This is a genomic window from Umezawaea endophytica (assembly GCF_025061645.1).
Classification (GTDB): Bacteria; Actinomycetota; Actinomycetes; order Mycobacteriales; family Pseudonocardiaceae; genus Umezawaea; species Umezawaea endophytica.
In genome coordinates, this window is record NZ_JANYMP010000016.1 from 139,127 (window position 1) to 158,593 (window position 19,467).

The window sequence follows — 19,467 nt, forward strand, 5'->3', positions numbered from 1 at the left end:
ACGCCGCTGGTGGAGGAGGATCCCACCCGTCGCGACACCTGCGGTCGCGCACGCAAAGCCTGTCGGGAGGCCCCACACATGTCAGACACGGCAACCGCGCCGAAGCGCGACCGTACGCACTACCTCTACATCGCGGTGATCATCGCCGTGCTGCTCGGCATCCTCGTCGGCTTCGTGTTCCCGAAGTTCGGCGTCGCGCTGAAGCCCGTCGGCACCGGGTTCGTCTCGCTGATCAAGATGATGATCGCCCCGGTGATCTTCTGCACGATCGTGCTCGGCGTCGGCTCCATCAGGAAGGCCGCCACCGTCGGCAAGGTCGGCGGCCTCGCACTCGGCTACTTCATGGTGATGTCGACGTTCGCGCTCGCCATCGGACTCGTCGTCGGCAACATCATCAAGCCCGGCGAGGGCCTGAACCTGTCCGAGACCGCCAGGAAGGCGGGCGAGAAGGCCGCGAGCGCCGAAGCCCAGTCCACGACCGAGTTCCTGCTGGGCATCATCCCCGACACGCTCGTGTCGCCGCTGACCGCGGGCAACGTCCTCCAGACGCTGTTCGTGGCGCTGCTGATCGGCTTCGCGATCCCCAAGCTCGGCGCGTCGGGCGACGCGATCCTGCGCGGCGTGAAGCACTTCGAGCGCCTGGTGTTCCGCGTGCTGGCCATGATCATGTGGGCCGCCCCGGTCGGCGCGTTCGGCGCCATCGCCGCCGTCGTCGGCGAAACCGGCTGGAAAGCGCTTGCCAGCCTCCTCCAGATCATGCTCGGCTTCTACATCACCTGCCTGATCTTCGTCCTGGTGATCCTCGGCCTGGTGCTGAAGTTCGGCACCGGCGTGAACATCCTGAACCTGCTGCGGTACCTGGGCCGGGAGTTCCTGCTGATCGTCTCCACGTCCTCGTCGGAGTCCGCGCTCCCCCGCCTGATCGCCAAGATGGAGCACCTCGGCGTCGCACGGCCGGTCGTCGGCATCACCGTGCCGACGGGGTACTCGTTCAACCTGGACGGCACGGCGATCTACCTGACCATGGCGTCGATCTTCATCGCCGACGCGCTCGGCACGCCGTTGCAGATCGGCGAGCAAATCTCGCTGCTGCTGTTCATGATCATCGCGTCGAAGGGCGCCGCGGGCGTCAGCGGCGCCGGTCTCGCGACCCTGGCGGGCGGCCTCCAGGCCCACCGGCCGGAACTCCTCGACGGCGTCGGCCTCATCGTCGGCATCGACCGCTTCATGTCCGAGGCGCGGGCGCTGACGAACTTCGCGGGCAACGCGGTCGCCACCGTCCTGATCGGCAACTGGGTCGGCGAGTTCGACAAGGCGCAGGCGGAACGCGTGTTCAGCGGCGCGGACCCGTTCGACGAGGCCACGATGCTCGACCGCGAGGAGGACACCCCGGAACCGGAGAAGGTGCCCGAACGCGCTTAGGTCGAAGGGCTCGGACGTCTCGGCGTCCGGGCCCTTCGCTGCCCGAACCACCCTTTCAGCGCCGTTGCCCGACCCGGCCCTCCCCGTAGCGTGGCGTGGTTCGCCAGGCAGCGACGAGGGGGTCAGGGATGTCCGAGCTCGTGACGATCACCGCCGAGTTCAAGGCCGACGCGCCCGCGCGGTACGCCGAACTGCGGCGGCTGGGTCCGGTGCACCGCTCGCGGTTCTCCAACGGCATCGAGGGCTGGCTGGTGGTCGGCCACGACGCCGCGCAGGACGCGCTCCTGCACCCCGCGCTGGTCAAGGACCCCACGCCCTCGCTGGACGTGCTGGAGGCGGCGGGCTACACGAGCCACCGGACCGGCGTCGGGCTCGGCGGCAACATGCTGGTGGCCGACCCGCCGGACCACACCCGGCTGCGACGGCTGGTCGCGGGCGCGTTCAGCCCCGCCCGCACGAGGCGGCTCGGTCCGCGCGTCCAGGAGATCGCCGACGAACTGGTGGACGCGCTCGCGCCGAAGGGCGAGGTGGACCTGGTGGAGGCGTTCACCGCTCCCCTGCCGGTGGCGGTGATCTCGGAGCTGCTCGGTGTGCCGCGGCACGACCGCGGCGACTTCCGCGCGTGGAGTTCGCTCATGCTGACGGCACCGTCGGACGCGCAGCGGGCGGCGGGCGAGAACCTGAACCGCTACCTCGCCGACCTGGTGGCGGCCAAGCGTCGGGAGCCGGACGACGCCCTGCTGTCGGCGTTGGTGGCCATGCGGGACGAGGACGACGGCAGGCTGTCGGAGGTCGAGCTGGTCGGCACGGCGGTGCTGCTCGTCGTCGCGGGCCACGAGACCACGGTCAACCTGCTCGGCAACGCGCTCGTGGCGCTGCTGCGCGCCCCGGAGCAGGCGGACCTGCTGCGGGCGCGGCCCGAGCTGGTACCGGGCGCGGTGGAGGAGTTCCTGCGCTACGACTCGTCGGTCGAGCACGCCACACCCCGCTACGCCAACGCGGACCTGGTGTTGAGCGGCACGGCCATCACCCGCGGCGAGGTGGTCATGGTGGCGCTGTCGTCGGCCAGCCGGGACACACCCGTCCCCGGCGACCCCGCGGTGCTGGACGTGTCCCGCGAAGGGGTCCGCCACCTGTCGTTCGGGCACGGCGTCCACCACTGCCTCGGCGCCCCGCTGGCGCGGCTGGAAGCCGCCACCGCACTGGAGACCCTGCTGCGCCGCATCCCCGACCTGCGCCCCTCCGTGCCGCTCGACGAGCTGGAATGGGTGTCGAGCGGCATCATGCGCGGCCCGCTGTCGCTGCCCGTGCGCTTCACGCCGCGGTAACCCGGTCCGCCCGGTCCCGGCCATGGCCCACCCGCGGGAGCCGTCTACCGCGGGTGGGAACGGCTAGTCCACCAGCTCCAGGTCCAGTCCCGCCAGCAGGTCCGGGTCGGCCAGCACGTCGATCGCGACGACCAGGCCGTCGGAGACGACGAAGTCGAACACCACCCTCGGTGTGCCGCCGGGTGCCCACGCGGCTCCCGCGAGCCCGTCGACGAACGCCGACCGGGCGTGCTTGGCGCGGCCGTTGAAGAACGCCGCCACGGCGTCGCGCCCGCGCACCTCGGCGTCGGACCCCGCCGCGGCGGCAGCGGCGTCGGAGCGGACGACCGCGTCGGGGTCGAGCAGGGTGAGGAGGGCCGCGAAGTCGCCTTCGCGGGACGCGGCCAGGAAGGCGTCCACGACCACCCGGCCGCGGTGCGGGTCGGGGGCGGACTCGGTGCCCCTCACCCGGCGGCGGGCCCGGCTGGCGAGCTGGCGGGCGGCGGCGGGTGACTTCCCCAGTATCGGCGCGATCTCGACGAACGACACCCCGAACAGGTCGTGCAGCACGAACGCCAGACGTTCGGCGGGGGCGAGGGTGTCGAGCACGACCAGCAGCGCCACCCCGACGGAGTCGGCCAGCAGCGCCTCGTGCTCGGGGTCGACGCCACCCGCCGGGTCCTCGGTCGGCAGCGGCTCCTCGCGCCGGGACTTGCGGGAGCGCAGCACGTCGAGGCACACGCGGGCGACGACCGTGGTCAGCCAGCCGGAGAGGTTCCCCACCTCGGAGGTGTCCGAGCGGTCCAGCCGCAGCCACGCCTCCTGCACGGCGTCGTCGGCCTCGCTCGTCGAACCGAGCATCCGGTGCGCCACGGCCCGCAGCCGCGGCCGGTCGGCCTCGAACCGCGCGGCCAGAGCGGTGTTCCCGTTCACGCGCCGCCCCTAGGAATCCGTGGACGTGAAGCCGCTCAGCCCGAACTTGCGCTGGGCCCGCTGGTAGAAGGTCGTCCGACCGAGCCGGACGACCTGGGCCGCGGCGGGCAGCACCTCGATGTCGATCACGGTCCCGACGCCGACGTGCCCGATGAGCAGCCCATCGGCCTCGACGCCCAGTTGGCCGCCGGTGATCTCCAGCGCCAGCTTCTCGCCGCCGGACAGGAACACCGCCCGGTTGAACGTGGAGTGCGGGGCGACGGGCGTGATCAGCAGGCCCTCGGCACGCGGCGAGATGATCGGGCCGCCCGCGGAGAAGCTGTAGGCGGTGGACCCGGTCGGCGTGGCCACGACGACGGCGTCGGCGGAGTAGCTGACGAACGGGTGGCCCTCGACGTGCAGGCGCACGGCGGCCATGCCGTTGCCCGGCACCCGGACGAGGGCGATGTCGTTGAAGGCGACCGCGGTCTTGCCCTCGGTCACCGCGCGCAGCCCAGACCGGGGTTCGGTGGTGTACCGGTGCTCGTCGATCGCGCACAGCGCGTCGGACAGCTCGGGCGGGTCGATCTCGGCCAGGAAGCCCAGCTTGCCGAGGTTCACCCCGAGCACGGGGGTCCGGTCGGGGATGCCGAGCCTCATGGCCCGCAGCATCGTCCCGTCGCCACCGAGGCTGACCAGCAGGTCGACCCGGTCGGCGAGGTCGGCGGCGTCGACGGAGGAGACCGCGCCCTTGGCGCGCTCCACCTCCGACTCGACGCCGAACAGCTTGATGTCGCGGGACCGCGCCCAGTCGACCATGGTGCCGATCACCTGGGCGCAGTCCCTGCGCGGGTGCAGGACGAGGCCCACCGCACCGATCTCCGTCATGCCCCGGACTCTACGTCCGGGTCAGCTCGCCTGCGGGGCCTTCATCGCCAGGGTGGCGAGCATGTCGCGACCGCGCTGGGCGCTGGTCGGGATGCTCAGCACATCGTAGCGGCGGGCGACGACCTGGCTGACCGAGACGAAGTCGCGCTGGCCCCTGGTCGCGGCGTAGCGGGCGGCGGACGTCGCCAGTCCGAACAGGACACCGCCGACCAGGCCGATGACGATCGGCGCGAACCCGGCGTTCGGCGTGAACAGGCTGAGGAGGAGGCCGACGAAGAGACCGAGCCACGCTCCGGACGCCGCGGCGCTGCCGAGCACGCGGCCCCAGGTCAGACGACCGGCGACGCGTTCCACCAGCATCGGCTCGACGCCGACGATGGTGATGCCCTGCACGGGGAAGGCGCTGTCGGCGAGGTAGTCGACCGCGCGCTGGGCCTCGGCGTAGGTGTTGTAGGAAGCGATCGGCCATCCCTCGGGCAGCGTCGGGATGTTCACCGTCGACGGGGACTGCATGAACGCTGTCATCTCACTCACCTCTGTGAACGACCCCTCGTGGGGGCGTTTCGTCCTCTTACACCCCCTTCAACGCGCGGCCCCCGCTGAATCGTGCCGCTCACGCGGACTTCACAGGGGATTCTCAGCCGACCCCACCAGCATGTTAGCTTAGGGTTACCTAAACACTAGAACGAACGGGTGAACATGAAGCGCGCCGCCATCGGGCTACTGACAGCCATCCTCACCGCCTCCCTGGCCGCTTGCGGCAGTTCCTCCACCCCCGCGACCAGCGACGCGCCGTCGGGCGCCGGTTCCGCGTTCCCGGTGACCGTCGACACCGCGTTCGGCCAGGTCACCGTCGAGAAGGCACCGACCCGCGTGGTCGCGCTCGGCTGGTCGGACGCCGAGACGGCGCTCGCGCTGGGCGTGCAGCCGATCGGCGCGAGCGACTGGCTGGCCTTCGGCGGCGAGGGCGTCGGCCCGTGGGCCAAGGGCCTCTACGAGAAGGCGCCGACCATCCTCGGCACCCAGGAGCTGAGCTTCGAGGCCGTCGCGGCGCTCCAGCCCGACCTGATCCTCAACACCCGTTCGAACCTCGACCAGAAGACCCACGAGACGCTCGCGAAGATCGCGCCGACCATCGCCGCGCCCAAGGACGTCATCCCCTACGGCACGACCTGGCGCCAGCAGACCGAACTGGTCTCCAAGGCGCTCGGCAAGCCGGACAAGGGCAAGGAGCTGATCGCGGGCGTCGAGAAGGAGTTCAAGGACGCCGCGGCGTTCAGCGGCAAGACCGCCGTGGTCGGGGCCTTCTTCGGCGGCAAGTACGGCGCCTACGTGCCGGGCGACAGCCGCGTGGACTTCATGAAGGAACTGGGCTTCGGCACCAAGAAGGACGTCGACTCGCTGGCCAAGGGCTCGTTCTACGTGGACATCTCCACCGAGCAGCTCGCCCTGCTGGACTCCGACCTGACGGTGATGTTCCCCATCGGCGGCGACGCGGCCGTCCTGAAGGCCGACCCGGTGCTCAACGGCATCCCGTCGGCCAAGGCCGGGCACCTGGTGATCCTGGAGGACAAGGCCCTGTCGGACGCGTTCTCCAGCGGATCGACCCTCGGCACGTCGTACGCGATCAAGAACGCGGTGCCGCTGTTCACCGCCGCTTTGCAGAAGTAGGCCTTTTCCAGCTTCATCGACCGTGGGAATTTTTCTCCACGGTCGCGTAATCACCTGACACCATTCACCAATTCCGGAGCTTGAGACACACCTTCGAGTGATCATCATTGCGGCATTGGAGTGATTTATTCCGGGTCGACGCGAATCAATCGTGTCGACCCGGAATTTTCACCCGATGTAGTGTGATCCGTCCCCCATGTGCACGGCGCGTGCCTGCCAACAGCGCTGGTCACACCATTGAAGGACGCCGCATTGGCCGCTTCCGCACACGTGCCGCCGCTGGTTAACGTCTGACCGCCACGAACAAGTCCATTGTTCGTGAATTGAATTCCCACTACGCGCCACAGAGGCGCGCAAGCGGATAGGCGGTAACACGGGTGACTGTGACGGACAACCCCTCGTCGGACGTGGATGCGGGCCGTGCGCAATCGAGCTTGGCGACGGCCGCGGCCAGGAACCTGGCCACCACGACCAAGTCCGTGCCGCAGATGCAGGGCATTTCCTCGCGGTGGCTGCTGAAGGTCCTGCCGTGGGTGCAGGCCGCGGGCGGCGCCTACCGGGTCAACCGGCGGCTGAGCTACGCGGTCGGCGACGGCCGGGTGACGTTCACCAACACCGGCTCCGAGATCCGGGTGATCCCGCAGGAGCTGTGCGAGCTGCCGCTGCTGCGCGGGTACGACGACGACGCGGTGCTCGCCGCGCTGTCGCTGAAGTTCGTGCAGCGCGAGTACGCCCCCGGCGACCTCATCGTCGAGTCCGGGCAGCGCGCGGACGCGGTGTTCCTCATCGCGCACGGCAAGGTCAACAAGATCGGCGTCGGCGAGTTCGGCGACACGACGGCACTCGGCGTCCTCGCCGACGGCGACCACTTCGGCGGCGAGGTCCTCGCGGGCCCGCAGGGCGAGTGGGACTTCACGGTCAAGGCGGTCACCCCCGTCACCGTGCTGACCCTGGACTGGCGCTCGTTCGAGGAGATGAACGGCGCGGCGGGCGGCCTGCGCGAGCACATCCAGCACGCACGGGCGCGCGGCGAGAACGGCAAGCGCGACGAGAGCGGCGAAGCGGCCATCGAGATGTCCTCCGGGCACGAGGGCGAGGTGGAGCTGCCCGGCACGTTCGTCGACTACGAGCTGTCCCCGCGCGAGTACGAGCTGAGCGTGGCCCAGACGGTCCTGCGCGTGCACAGCCGCGTCGCGGACCTCTACAACCAGCCGATGGACCAGGTCGAGCAGCAGTTGCGCCTGACCATCGAGGCGCTGCGCGAGCGCCAGGAGCACGAGCTGATCAACAACCGCGAGTTCGGCCTGCTGCACAACGCGGACCTGGGCCAGCGCATCCACACCCGCTCCGGCCCGCCCACCCCGGACGACATGGACTCCCTGCTGGCCACGGTGTGGAAGGAGCCCAGCTACTTCCTCGCCCACCCGCGCACGATCGCCGCGTTCGGCCGCGAGTGCAGCAAGCTCGGCCTCTACCCGGCGTCCACCGACCTCGGCGGCCACCAGGTCCCGTCGTGGCGGGGCGTCCCGATCCTGCCGTGCAACAAGATCGGCGTCAGCTCGACCCGCACCAGCTCGATCCTGCTGCTGCGCGCCGGCGAGCAGAACCAGGGCGTCATCGGCCTGCACCAGACCGGCCTGCCCGACGAGTACCAGCCCGGCCTGTCCGTGCGGTTCATGGGCATCGACGAGAAGGCGGTCATCTCGTACCTGGTCAGCGCCTACTACTCCGCGGCCGTGCTGGTCCCGGACGCGCTCGGTGTCCTGGAGAACGTCGAGATCGGCCGTGAGGGCTGAGTTCGACCCGTCCGTCCGGCGCAGGCAAGACAGGAGATGGGAAGACACGTGACGGTGACAGATCCGGGGCTCGACGAGGCCACCGCGCCTTCGAGCCTGAGCACGAGGGCCGCGCGGAACCTCGCGTCGACCACGAAGTCGGCGCCGCAGATGCAGGGCATCACGCCCCGCTGGCTGCTGCGCACGCTCCCGTGGGTCGAGGCGAACGGTGGCGCGTACCGCGTGAACCGCAGGCTCACCTACGCCGTCGGCGACGGGCGGGTGAGCTTCACCAACACCGGCACCGTGGTCAAGGTGGTGCCGCAGGAGCTGCGTGAACTGCCCGTGCTGCGCGGGTTCACCGACGACGGCGTGCTCGCCGCGTTGGCCGACCGGTTCCAGCAGCGCGAGTACGCGGCGGGCGAGGTGGTCGTCCAGGCGGGCCGGGCGGCCGACGAGGTCGTGCTGATCGCGCACGGCAAGGTCAGCGCGACCGGGGTCGGCGAGTACGGCGAGGAGACGTCGCTCGGCGTGCTCGCCGACGGCGACCACTTCGGCGACGAGGTGCTGACCGGGACGGTCGACGAGTGGCCGTTCACGGTCAGGGCGGTCACCCCGGTGATCGTGCTCGTCCTGCCGTGGCGCGAGGTGCAGGCGCTCAACGGCCAGGCCGACGCGCTGCGCGCCCACATCGAGGCGTTCGTCGCCAACGCGGGCAAGCCGAGCAACAAGGCCGGTGAGGCGTCCATCGAGATGGCCTCGGGACACGAGGGCGAGGTGGAGCTGCCCGGCACGTTCGTCGACTACGAGCTGTCCCCGCGCGAGTACGAGCTGGGCGTCGCCCAGACCGTGCTGCGGGTCCACACCCGTGTCGCGGACCTCTACAACCAGCCGATGGACCAGCTCCAGCAGCAGATCCGGCTGACCGTGCACGCGCTGCGGGAACGGCAGGAGCACGACCTGCTGAACAACCCGGACTTCGGCCTCCTGCACAACGCCGACCTCAAGCAGCGGCTGCACACCCGCACCGGCCCGGTCACGCCGGACGACATGGACAACCTCCTCAGCCGCCGCCGCAAGACCGGGTTCTTCCTGGCCCATCCGCGCACGATCGCCGCGTTCGGCCGCCAGCTCAACCAGCGCGGCCTCTACCCGACGCCGATGGACTTCAACGGCACCAAGGTGAACACGTGGCGCGGGGTGCCGATCCTGCCGTCGAACAAGATCCCGATCAGCTCGAACGGCACCAGTTCGATCCTCGCGATGCGCGTGGGCGAACAGGACAACGGCGTCATCGGCCTGCACCAGACCGGCCTGCCGGACGAGTACGAGCCCGGCCTGTCGGTGCGGTTCACCGGGATCGACGACAGGGCGGTCATGTCCTACCTCGTCAGCACCTACTACTCGGCGGCTGTGCTCGTCCCCGACGCGCTCGGAGTGCTCGAGAACGTCGAGATCGACCGCTGAGATGACGCTGGTGAGGAAGGACTGGTCATGACCGATGTCGAGGACAAGCAGGGGGTCCGCTCGGCGCACGAGGTGCTGTCGTGGAGCCGGTTCGGCGTCGAACCGGCCCTCAGGTCGGCGGTCGACAGGCTGCCCGAGTCGATGCGGACCATCGCCGGGTACCACTTCGGGTGGCGCGACGAGCACGGTCAGGTCACCGGCGGCAACGGCGGGAAGGCCATCCGCCCCGCACTCACCCTGCTCGCGGCGGAAGCCGTGGGCGGGGTCGCCGCGGCCGCGATGAGCGGCGCCGTCGCGGTCGAACTCGTGCACAACTTCTCGCTGCTGCACGACGACGTGATGGACCACGACACGACCCGCAGGCACCGGCCGACGGCGTGGAGCGTGTTCGGGATCAACTCGGCGATCCTCGCGGGCGACTCGATGCTCATGCTGGCCCTGGACGTGCTGGCCGACAGCGGACACCCCACCGCCCAGCAGGGGGTGCGGATGATCAGCGTCGCCGTGCAGGCCCTGCTGGACGGCCAGGCCGCCGACCTCGCGTTCGAGGAGCGCGGGGACGTGGACCTGCTGGAGTGCGTGAAGATGGCCGAGGGCAAGACCGGGGCCCTCCTCGGGTGCGCTTGCGAGATCGGGGCGCTGTTCGGTGGCGGGAACCCCGATCAGGTGGCGCACCTGCGGGGGTTCGGGGAGGCGCTGGGGTTGGCCTTCCAGTTCGCGGACGACCTGTTGGGGATCTGGGGGGATCCTGAGGTGACCGGGAAGCCGGTGTTCTCGGACCTGCGGAATCGGAAGAAGTCGTTGCCTGTGGTGGCGGCTTTGAATTCGGGGACGGAGGCTGGGCGGGAACTGGACTTGCTGTACCACTCGGATCATCCGTTGTCGGGTGATGATTTGCGGCGGGCTGCTGATTTGGTGGATTTGGCTGGGGGGAGGGCTTGGAGTCAGGCTCGGGCGGATGATTTGTTGAGTCGGGCTCGGGGGCATTTGGTGGCGGCTGAGCCTACGGCTCGGGCGGCGGCGGAGTTGGACGCGGTGGCTGAGCTCGCTTCGCATCGGGATCATTGAGGGTGGTTTTTGCCCCGTGCCCTCCCTTTCTGTTGTGGGGGGGTGCGGGGCTTTTGGCGGTTGGGGGGTGGGTTGGTGTGGGTGTGGTCACCTCGGGAGTTCCGGGGCTTGCTGCATGTGTGGCCTGGTGGGGGTGTTTTGCGGTGCGAGTTCCAGCGTGGGGTGGCCGATTTGACTTGGGGCCCCTAGATTCGACCCTTCGCCGGGCACTAAAGGGCAGAAGGTGAAGCTGCCGCCCGGCGCAAGTTTAAGGGTCGAATCCCCCAAGTAAAATCGGCCACGGTTCTAGGGCCTCCCGGTGGCTGCGGGTTGTTGGATTCCCGGCTTTTCATGCCCTTGTTCTTACGTTTTGCGTTTTGTGCCGTTGCGTGCGCATCTCGCTACCGGACTTGCGCTGGTAGCGTGGTCGATTTTACTTGGGGTTTTTGGCCCTAAAATTTGTCGGCTTGACAGCTTTCCACCTGTCCTTTTGGCCGACAAAGGGCCAAAAAGAGGGGTCCCCAAGTCAAATCGACCACACCAACGACGCTACTGGAAAACGCCGGACCGCCTATTCGCCTATCTTCTTTGCTGACAACGTGACCTCGACGCCACAATCCACGACCTCACCAGCGGCGGGTGTCTGCGCAGTGGTGACCCAATTCCGATCGTTGATCAACAACCGACCCTGCCCCGACGCGTCCCTCTCCAGCAGCACGTACAACCCACTGCTCTGCATCGTGTCCTGAGCCGTCTGATGCACCATCCCGACCACCGCCGGAACCGTGCACGTCTTCCCCACCGGCTCGACCGCCCCAGTCGGCACCACAGAAGTCGACACCGCCCCAGTCGGCACCGCAGACGTCGGCACCACAGACGACGGCGCACCAGATGGACGCTCAGCCGAGAACGTCACGACGGAAGACGTCGACCCGGGACTCTCCGACGGCGCCGCCCCACAAGCGCTCGCCAAAACCGCAACCACCACAACCAGAACGGCTCGAACCATCACTGAGCCTCCGGACACTCGACCACCCATCTCAGTCAGCGTCGCACAACCCAGCGCCACTTGCTTGAGTATGCCACCCTGGCTATATTCCCCCCATGGCATCTACCTTCGCCGTACTGGCCGACCCCAACCGGCGCGAAATCCTCGACCTCCTCCGCAACGGCGAACGCCCCGTCAACGACCTCGTCGACCGCCTGACCCTCACCCAACCCACGGTCTCCAAACACCTCAAAGTCCTCCGCGAAGCCGGTCTGGTGGACGTCCGCCAAGAGGCCCAACGGCGTTGGTACCGCGTCAAACCCGCGCCGCTCGCCGAGATCGACGCCTGGCTGGCCCCGTACCGCCGCATGTGGGAGAACAGCCTCGACGCCCTCGAACGCCACCTCGACACGATGCCCGAGGAAGGAACCAGGGGATGAGCGCGAAACTGGAGACGGTCGACGGCAGGCCCGTGCTGAGGTTCGAGCGAACGGTGAAGCATCCGGTCGCGAAGGTGTGGCGGGCGATCACCGAGGCGGACCACCTGGCCGTCTGGTTTCCCGCGTCGGTCGACCTGGAGTTGATCCCCGGCGCCGCCATGCGCTTCACCTTCCCCGACCAAGCCCCGGTGGACGGGAGCAGCACGGGTGAGGTGCTGGAAGTGGATCCTCCCGAGGTGTTCACCTTTCGCTGGAACAACGACGTCCTCCGCTTCGAACTGTCGTCCATCGACGACGGGTGCCTGATCCGGTTCACCCAGGTGATCGGTGGTGGTCGGATCGCGGCCGGGCGGAACGCGGTGGGGTGGGACGTGTGCCTGGACGCGTTGGACGCCCTCCTGGACGGGCGGGGGTTCGAGGGGCCGTCCGGGTGGCTCGGGCCGATGGAGGGGTACATCCGGGAGTTCGGGCTGGATGTAGGGAGCCTGGAGGGGAGGCTGGTTCGGTTTGTTCGGGATTTGGTGTGGAGGCCCGCCGCGGACGTGTGGGCGTTGTTGGTGGAGGGCTCCGAGCCCGCGGTGGGTGGTGAGCCGTCGGTGCGGGCGGTCAACGGATACGTGCCTGCCGAGCCGTTGACCGTGGTGGAGGCGCCGCGCGTGCTGGCGTACGGGGCGGTGCGGTGGGAGATCGTGCACGACCCGGAGGAGGGCACGCGGGTCGAGTTGACCCACGACCTGCCGGTGGGCGCGGACGCGGCGTCCGTCCTGGCCGCCTGGCATGTTCACCTGGAGTTGTTCTTCGCGGCCACGTTCGGTGAGATCCGGTGTCCGTGGCCGGAGGACCGGGTCGAGAAACTGCGCGAGCGCTACTCCCCTGCCGGGGAATAGTTGCAGCGGCAACTAGGTTGTGGCTATACGTAGGTGACACATCAACCCAGGAGGTCGGTCATGACCCGGAGCACCTTGCAGCCGAAGGTGGACGTGCGGCGTTCGGCCGAGCGCGACGCCACCAAGATCTCCTGGCTGGACTCGAAGCACTCGTTCTCGTTCGGTCACCGCTACGACCCGGCCAACACGCACCACGGCCTGCTCCTGGTGAACAACGACGACATCGTCACGCCTGGCTCGGGGTTCGAGACGCATCCGCACAAGGACATGGAGATCGTGACCTGGGTGCTCCAGGGGTCGCTCGTGCACCAGGACTCGACCGGGCACTCCGGGATCATCTACCCCGGCCTGGCGCAGCGGATGAGCGCGGGCAGCGGAATCATGCACTCGGAGAAGAACGACTCGTGGCGGCTCGAAGGGGCCACTCACCAGGAGCCCGTGCACTTCGTCCAGATGTGGGTGGTGCCCGACGAGAACCGGATCACGCCGGGTTACGAGCAACTGGAGATCGACGCCGAGCTGCTCAGCGGCGGGTTGGTGCCGGTCGCGTCGGGGATGGACGTCCACGACGGGGCGTCCGCCATCCGGATCAGGAACCGGTACGCGGCGCTGCACGCCGCCCGCCTCCAGCCCGGCCAGTCGGTCGAACTGCCCGACGCGCCGTACCTGCACCTGTTCGTGGCGCGCGGAGCGGTGACGCTGGAGGGCGCGGGGCCGCTCGCCGAGGGCGACGCCGTCCGGTTCACCGCGACGGGCGGTCAGCGCGTGACGGCGGGTGAAGCGTCCGAGGTGCTGGTGTGGGAGATGCACGCCACCCTCGCCGGCTGACTAGCCTTCGGGCATGGCCAGGACGCGGCTCTACCGCCAGGGGACGCTCGCAGCGTCGGACTTCCCGCTGGACGAGGTGTCGAAGCACCTCGAAGACCCGGACTCGGTGGTGTGGGTGGACTTCCGCTCGCCCACCGAGGCCGACCTGACGACGGTCGCCGAGGAACTGGGGCTGCACGCGCTCGCCGTCGAGGACGCGCTGACCGAGCACGAGCGGCCGAAGTTCGAGCAGTTCGACGGCAACTCGTTCCTGAAGGCGAAGGCCGTCCGGTTCGAGGGCGACCGGCTCGTGCCGTCGGAGGTGTCCGCGTTCATCACCGAACGGGCGCTGATCACGGTGCGGGACGACTTCGACTTCGCCGACGTGCTGGAGCGGTGGGACGCGCCGGGCGGCGTCGAGTCGGTCGGCGCGGGGTACCTGCTGCACGGGCTGCTGGACTCGATCGTCGACGGCCACCTCGCCGCGGCGCAGGCGCTGGACGACGAGGTCGAGGCGCTGGAGGACGCCCTGTTCGAGGAGCGGCCGGACCACAAGGCCGTGCAGGGCCGGGCGTTGCGGCTGCGCAAGAACCTGGTGGTGCTCCGGCGGGTCGAGCTGCCGATGGCCGACGTGGTCGGCGGGCTGCTGCGGGCCGACCAGCCGATCGTCACCGACGAGCTGCGGCCGTACTTCCAGGACGTCCACGACCACGTCCTGCGGGTGACGGACTGGACGGAGTCGTTGCGGGAGATGACGACGACGCTGCGCGAGACCCAGTTGACCGCGCAGGGCAACGTGATGAACATGATCATGAAGAAGGTGACGAGCTGGGCGGCGATCATCGCGGTCCCGACCGCCATCACCGGTTTCTACGGGCAGAACCTGCCCTATCCGGGCTTCGAGAAGCCGTCCGGCTTCTGGGTGTCCACAGTGGCCATACTGGCCCTTTCCGGTTTCCTGTACCTGAGCTTCAAGAAGCGCGACTGGCTGTGAGTCCACAATGGAGAGTTCGATGAACGCGCTGGAGCTGGCCGTCGTGTCGGCCGGGCTGAGCACCCCGTCCTCGACCCGGCTGCTGGCGGACCGGCTGACCGCGGCCGCCCGCGAGCACCTGCCCGGCGTGGAGGTGCGCCTGGTCGAACTGCGCGACGTCGCGACCGACATCGCGCACAACCTGACCAACGGCTTCGCCAGTCCCAAGCTCCAGGCCGAGCTGGACGCCGTCACCGGCGCCGACGGCGTGATCGCCGTGACGCCGATCTTCACCGCGTCCTACAGCGGTCTGTTCAAGTCGTTCTTCGACGTGGTCGACAACACCGCGCTGGTGGGCAAGCCGGTGCTGATCGGCGCGACCGGCGGCACGGCGAGGCACTCGCTCGCGCTGGAGTTCGCGCTGCGCCCGCTGTTCGCGTACCTGCGCGCCACCGTCGTGCCGACCGCCGTGTTCGCCGCGCCGGAGGACTGGGGCGCCGACGGTCTCGCGAAGCGGGTCGACCAGGCGGCGGGCGAACTGGCCGCGCTGATGGCGAACCGGCCCGCGCCCGTCGCCCAGGAGCAGGCGGTCGTCCCGTTCGAAGAGCAGCTCGCGGCGCTCCGCAAGCGCTGAACCCCTTCTCCCCCAACGGATCGGAGAGACCGTGGAAACCGAGTTCGCGGTGGCGGGCACGTCCTACGCCTGGCTGGTGGAGCCGCCGTCCTGGACGGTCGAGGGCTCGGCGGTCGTGGCCACGGCGGCGGCGAGGACCGACGTGTTCCGCAGCCCGTTCGGCGAGGCGCCGAGGGAGGACGCCGCCAGGGCGCTCACCCCGCCGCCCGGCGAGGAGTGGCAGTTGACGGCGAGGCTGCGCGTGGACTTCGGCGCGTCCTGGGACGCCGGGGGCCTGCTCGTCCACGCCGACGAGCACACCTGGGCGAAGATCACCTTCGAGCGGTCGCCCGACGGCGTCCCGACCCTGTACTCGGTGGTGACCCGCGACGGCCGCTCCGACGACGCGATCGGCCCCGCCGCGGACGCCGACGCGATGTGGTTGCGCCTCAGCGGTTTCGACGGCGGCTGCGCGATGCACCACTCCACCGACGGCCGGAACTGGCGGCTGCTGCGGCAGTTCACCCTCGGCGCCCCGCGCCCGGTCGGGGTGGGCCTGGTGGTCCAGTCGCCGATCGGCGCGGGCTGCCGGGTGCGGTTCGACGACATCAGCCTGGACGCCACGCGGCTCGCGCACCTGTACGACGGCCGGTAGCGGTCAGCCCAGGACGAACGGGAGCCGCGCCGCGAAGCCGACGTCGTCGAGGTGGAACCTGAGCCCCCGTACGCGGCGGCCTGCCGGACGGTCAGCGCGTCGAGCAGGCCGTGCCCCTCAGAGCCAGCCCCGCTCGCGGGCGATCGACGCGGCCTCGGACCTGTTGCGCGCGTTCAGCTTCGCCATCGCCGTGGACAGGTAGTTGCGCACGGTACCCTCGGCGAGGTGCAGGCGGCGGGCGATCTCCGCGTTGGACGCGCCCTCCACGACCTCCCGCAGCAGTTCGCGTTCGCGGTCGGTCAGCGGGTCGGCCGAGTCCCACGCCGCCACGGCCAGTTCCGGCGACACGACCCGCTCCCCCGCGTGCACCTTGCGCAGCGCGGCGACGAGTTCGGCGATCGGCGCGTCCTTCAGCACGTACCCGAGCACGCCCGCCTCCAGCGCCCGGCGCAGGTACCCGCCGCGGGCGAACGTGGTCACGATCAGCACGCGCGTCGGGTCGCCCCGCCGGTGCAGCTCGGCCGCCACGTCCAGCCCGGACCGGCCGGGCATCTCGATGTCGGTCAGCAGCACGTCGGGCCGGTGCTCCGCGACGGCCGCGAGCGCCGCGTCCCCGTCCGCGACCCCGGCGACGACCTCGACGTCCGGCTGGAGGTCCAGCAGCGCGGCGAACGCCCCGAGCACCATGCCCTGGTCCTCGGCCAGCACGACCCGGATCACGTGGCGACCCGCAGGGGTACGGCGATCGTGACGGTCGTGCCCTCGGTGCCCGTGCGCTGCACCCGGCCGCCCAGCGCGGCGATCCGCTCCCGCATCCCGGACAGCCCGTTGCCGTCGACGCCCTGGCCGCCCACGCCGTCGTCGGCGACCACGACCCGCAGCTCGCCGTCGACGGCGTGGATGCCGACGTGGCACTCGCGGGCGCCAGCGTGCCGGGCGACGTTCGTGATGGCCTCGCGCACGGCCAGCGCCAACTGGTGCTCGGTGGACCCCACCAGCTCCAGGTCGGGGTCGCGGGTCACGTGCAGCTCGACCCCGGCGCTCGCCAGCGCCCCTCGGGCGGCGTCCAACTCGGCCTCCAGGCTGGCCTGCCGCCAGCCGCTCACGGTGGCCCGCACCTCGGCGAGGGCGTCACGGGCGGTGCGCTCGATCTCGAGCACCTCCGCCCGCGCCCGCGCCGGGTCCAGGTCCACCAGTTCCTTCACGAGCTGGGCGCGCATCACCACGGCGGTCAGCGAGTGCCCCAGCAGGTCGTGCAGGTCCCGCGCGATCCGCTCGCGCTCGGACACCGTGGCCAGGTGCTCGATGCGCGCGTTGGCCATCCGCAGCTCGGTGTGGTCCCGAGCCCGCGCGGCCTCCGCGATCTGCACCAGCCCGATCACCCAGATGAAGATCACCGGCGGGATGACGTTCCACAGCAGGTACGGCATCGGCACCGTGGAGACCGTGGCGAAGCCCAGCGTCAACGCGGTGAGGAAGCCCATCCACCGCAGCGCCGTCCGCCGCGTCTCGGTCAGCCCGGCGCACGCCGCCGCGTAGACGAACAGGATCGCCGCGCCCGCGTTGAACAGGATCGTGGCCACGCCGAGCACGGTCGCGGGCACCGTCAGCCACCAGCGGGCCTGCCAGGGCCTCAGCAGCGACATCGCGTACATCGGCAGGAAGCCCCCGATGATGACGCCGACCAGCACCCAGTCCCCCGCGCCCGCCTCGGGGTCGAAGATCGGCTGGAACGCGGGCAGCACCAGGTAGACCAGGTGCACCCAGGTCCACACGCGCAGTCGTGAAGTCTTCATGGTCGAGCGAAACGATAGGACAGGGCGGCCAGCGCCCCGGTGACGGCCGTCATCCCGAGCAGGACGAGGGCGTGGGACAGCACCTCGCCGGGCCCGATCTGCGCCAGCGCGATCCGCGCCAGGTGGTAGGACGGCAGGAACGGCGCCACGTGCCCGAAGAACGCGGGCAGGAACTCCAGCGGCATCCACAGCCCGGAGAAGATGGCCGAGGGCATCAGGATCGCGTTGAGGATCGCCGCCGACGCGTTGGTGCTCGCCTGGAACCCGATCGCCAGCCCGAGCAGGGCGAACGGGAAGGCCCCCAGCACCAGGACCAGGGCCAGCCGGGCGAGTTGCCCCGGCGTCACGGCCAGCGAGCCGGTGGCGGCGGCAGCGACGGCCATGGCGACCAGCACCCCGACCGCGTAGGGGAACGCCGCCGCCACCTTCGCCGCGAGCGTCACCCCCACCGGCACGGCGGACACCTGCTTGGCCCGCAGCCAGCCGCGCTCCCGGTCCTTCGCCACCCCCATGCCGGGGTTCATCAGGGTCACGGCCAGCACGCCGAACGTGCCGAACGTGGCCAGCATGCCGCTGTTCTGCTTCCCGAACATGGACGCGAAGAGCACGAAGAACCCGACCGGCATGACGATCGAGAAGAACAGCGCCGTGGGCTCGCGGACGACACCCCTCAGGTCGTCCGCGAGCTCCACGGCGAAGACCCTGGTCAGGGACACGGGTCGCCGTGCGGCGACGGGGTCGGCGGGCAGGTCGACGGCGGTGGTGCTCATGGCGCGGCTCCGGTGGTTCGACGGCGGGCTCGGAACGGATCGGTCGGTCTTCACGCCGCGGCCCCCAGGCTCAGCACGGCTTCCTCCAGGCCCGCGTGCTCCACCCGCAGGTCCGCGAGCGTCGGGTCCTGTGCGAGCAGCACCCGCAACGCGTCCTCGGGTGACCGGGTCCGCAGCCGCACCCGGTCGCCGTCCCGGCTCAGAGACAGCACCCCCGGCAGGTCCAGCAGTCGGGCGTCGTCCAGCGCGGTGGTGGCGATCACCGTGCGGTCCGGCAGCAGACCGATCAGTTCGTCCGGCGTGCCGGACGCGACGACCTTCCCCTTGTCCACCACCACGACCCGGTCGGCCACGGTGGCGGACTCCTCGATCAGGTGCGTCGTGACGAGCACGCCGACACCGCGGGACCGCCGGTCGGCGACGGTCGCCCAGAACGCCCGGCGGGCGGCGACGTCCAGCCCCACGGTCGGCTCGTCCATCACCAACAGCGCGGGCGACCCCACGAGCGCCATCGCGAGCTGCAACCGCTGCCGCTGCCCGCCGGACAGCTTGACCGCCCGCCGTCCGCCCAGCTCCGAGAGCCCCAGCTCGGCCAGGACCGGTCCGGCCGCGGACCTGGGCAGTCCCGCCCGGACCGCCGCCCCCACGACCAGCTCGCGCACCTTCAGCGTCGTCGGGAACCCGAGCGACTGCTGCACCACGCCGAGCGCCCGCCGGGTGGCCGCGACCCGCGGGTCTCCCCCGGCGACCAGCACGGACCCCTCCTGGCGGGCCAGCAGCCCGACCACGAGGTTCACCAGCGTCGTCTTCCCCGCCCCGTTGGGCCCCAGCAGCGCGACGCACTCCCCCGCGCCGACAGCCAGGTCCACCCCGTCCAGCGCGACCGTCCCGCCGTAGCGGTGGCGCACCCCCTGAACCTCCAGCACCGATGTCATGGGGCAAGCCTGGCCGGACGGCGGGCGGCCCAGTAGTGATGCCGCGTCACGGACCTCGGATGACAAATGTCAACCCAAGATCGACAGTGGTCCAAGCGCCAGGACACGGGTCTG

At 70.3% G+C, this 19,467-nt stretch carries 19 protein-coding genes; 12 read left to right on the forward strand and 7 right to left on the reverse strand.

Features of this window, described 5'->3' with window-relative positions; all coding sequences use genetic code 11:
- Positions 1-78 precede the first annotated feature (78 nt).
- Together NZH93_RS29780 and NZH93_RS29785 are read left to right on the forward strand one after the other, a co-directional pair.
- The gene (locus NZH93_RS29780) at positions 79-1,422 is read left to right on the forward strand and encodes a cation:dicarboxylate symporter family transporter (RefSeq protein WP_259626555.1); all 1,344 of its coding nucleotides are present in this window, start codon (positions 79-81) and stop codon (positions 1,420-1,422) included.
- A 128-nt stretch (positions 1,423-1,550) separates the two neighbouring features.
- Entirely contained in the window at positions 1,551-2,750 is a 1,200-nt protein-coding gene (locus NZH93_RS29785; protein WP_259626556.1) for a cytochrome P450 family protein, read from the forward strand.
- Between the two features lie 63 nt (positions 2,751-2,813).
- Here the strand turns inward: NZH93_RS29785 and NZH93_RS29790 are convergent, their stop codons facing one another.
- The 3 genes from NZH93_RS29790 to NZH93_RS29800 are packed head-to-tail and all read right to left on the reverse strand — an operon-like array spanning position 2,814 to position 5,054.
- Positions 2,814-3,662 carry a sigma-70 family RNA polymerase sigma factor gene (locus NZH93_RS29790; protein WP_259626557.1) on the reverse strand — a complete coding sequence of 283 codons (849 nt, stop codon included), beginning with the start codon at positions 3,660-3,662 and terminating at the stop codon, positions 2,814-2,816.
- A gap of 9 nt (positions 3,663-3,671) precedes the next feature.
- Positions 3,672-4,529, reverse strand: a complete 858-nt coding sequence (locus NZH93_RS29795; RefSeq protein WP_259626558.1) for an NAD(+)/NADH kinase — start codon at positions 4,527-4,529, stop codon at positions 3,672-3,674.
- Between the two features lie 21 nt (positions 4,530-4,550).
- Positions 4,551-5,054: a YflT domain-containing protein gene (locus tag NZH93_RS29800; protein WP_259626559.1), complete on the reverse strand. Its 504-nt coding sequence runs from the start codon at positions 5,052-5,054 to the stop codon at positions 4,551-4,553.
- Positions 5,055-5,228: 174 nt separating this feature from the next.
- Here NZH93_RS29800 and NZH93_RS29805 point away from each other — a divergent pair, with 174 nt between their 5' ends.
- From NZH93_RS29805 to NZH93_RS29850, 10 genes are all read left to right on the forward strand, one after another.
- Positions 5,229-6,200, forward strand: a complete 972-nt coding sequence (locus tag NZH93_RS29805) for an ABC transporter substrate-binding protein (protein WP_259626645.1) — start codon at positions 5,229-5,231, stop codon at positions 6,198-6,200.
- Positions 6,201-6,577: 377 nt separating this feature from the next.
- On the forward strand, positions 6,578-7,996 hold the full coding sequence (locus NZH93_RS29810) for a family 2B encapsulin nanocompartment shell protein (RefSeq protein WP_259626560.1): 1,419 nt from the start codon (positions 6,578-6,580) through the stop codon (positions 7,994-7,996).
- Positions 7,997-8,044: 48 nt separating this feature from the next.
- A complete protein-coding gene (locus NZH93_RS29815; protein ID WP_259626561.1) occupies positions 8,045-9,442 on the forward strand; it encodes a family 2B encapsulin nanocompartment shell protein in 1,398 nt (465 codons plus the stop codon).
- 27 nt (positions 9,443-9,469) lie between these two features.
- Positions 9,470-10,510, forward strand: a complete 1,041-nt coding sequence (locus NZH93_RS29820) for a family 2 encapsulin nanocompartment cargo protein polyprenyl transferase (RefSeq protein WP_259626562.1) — start codon at positions 9,470-9,472, stop codon at positions 10,508-10,510.
- A 1,083-nt stretch (positions 10,511-11,593) separates the two neighbouring features.
- The gene (locus NZH93_RS29825; protein WP_259626563.1) at positions 11,594-11,917 is read left to right on the forward strand and encodes an ArsR/SmtB family transcription factor; all 324 of its coding nucleotides are present in this window, start codon (positions 11,594-11,596) and stop codon (positions 11,915-11,917) included.
- Positions 11,914-12,804 carry an SRPBCC family protein gene (locus NZH93_RS29830; protein ID WP_259626564.1) on the forward strand — a complete coding sequence of 297 codons (891 nt, stop codon included), beginning with the start codon at positions 11,914-11,916 and terminating at the stop codon, positions 12,802-12,804. Before NZH93_RS29825 ends, NZH93_RS29830 begins: the two co-directional genes overlap by 4 nt.
- Before the next feature lie 60 nt (positions 12,805-12,864).
- Positions 12,865-13,632, forward strand: coding sequence for a pirin family protein (locus NZH93_RS29835; RefSeq protein WP_259626565.1), 768 nt, complete (start codon positions 12,865-12,867; stop codon positions 13,630-13,632).
- 13 nt (positions 13,633-13,645) lie between these two features.
- Positions 13,646-14,605, forward strand: coding sequence for a magnesium transporter CorA family protein (locus NZH93_RS29840; RefSeq protein ID WP_259626566.1), 960 nt, complete (start codon positions 13,646-13,648; stop codon positions 14,603-14,605).
- Positions 14,606-14,624: 19 nt separating this feature from the next.
- Positions 14,625-15,218, forward strand: a complete 594-nt coding sequence (locus NZH93_RS29845) for an FMN reductase (RefSeq protein ID WP_259626567.1) — start codon at positions 14,625-14,627, stop codon at positions 15,216-15,218.
- Between the two features lie 31 nt (positions 15,219-15,249).
- Positions 15,250-15,852 (forward strand): DUF1349 domain-containing protein, encoded by a 603-nt coding sequence (locus tag NZH93_RS29850; protein ID WP_259626568.1) that lies wholly within the window; start codon positions 15,250-15,252, stop codon positions 15,850-15,852.
- A gap of 117 nt (positions 15,853-15,969) precedes the next feature.
- Here the strand turns inward: NZH93_RS29850 and NZH93_RS29855 are convergent, their stop codons facing one another.
- The 4 genes from NZH93_RS29855 to NZH93_RS29870 are packed head-to-tail and all read right to left on the reverse strand — an operon-like array spanning position 15,970 to position 19,353.
- Positions 15,970-16,572, reverse strand: coding sequence for a response regulator transcription factor (locus tag NZH93_RS29855; RefSeq protein WP_259626569.1), 603 nt, complete (start codon positions 16,570-16,572; stop codon positions 15,970-15,972).
- A complete protein-coding gene (locus NZH93_RS29860) occupies positions 16,569-17,648 on the reverse strand; it encodes a sensor histidine kinase (RefSeq protein WP_259626570.1) in 1,080 nt (359 codons plus the stop codon). The genes NZH93_RS29855 and NZH93_RS29860 overlap by 4 nt, the downstream gene beginning before the upstream one ends.
- Positions 17,645-18,418, reverse strand: a complete 774-nt coding sequence (locus NZH93_RS29865; RefSeq protein ID WP_259626571.1) for an ABC transporter permease — start codon at positions 18,416-18,418, stop codon at positions 17,645-17,647. The genes NZH93_RS29860 and NZH93_RS29865 overlap by 4 nt, the downstream gene beginning before the upstream one ends.
- A gap of 50 nt (positions 18,419-18,468) precedes the next feature.
- On the reverse strand, positions 18,469-19,353 hold the full coding sequence (locus NZH93_RS29870) for an ABC transporter ATP-binding protein (protein WP_259626572.1): 885 nt from the start codon (positions 19,351-19,353) through the stop codon (positions 18,469-18,471).
- Between the last annotated feature and the right edge of the window lie 114 nt (positions 19,354-19,467).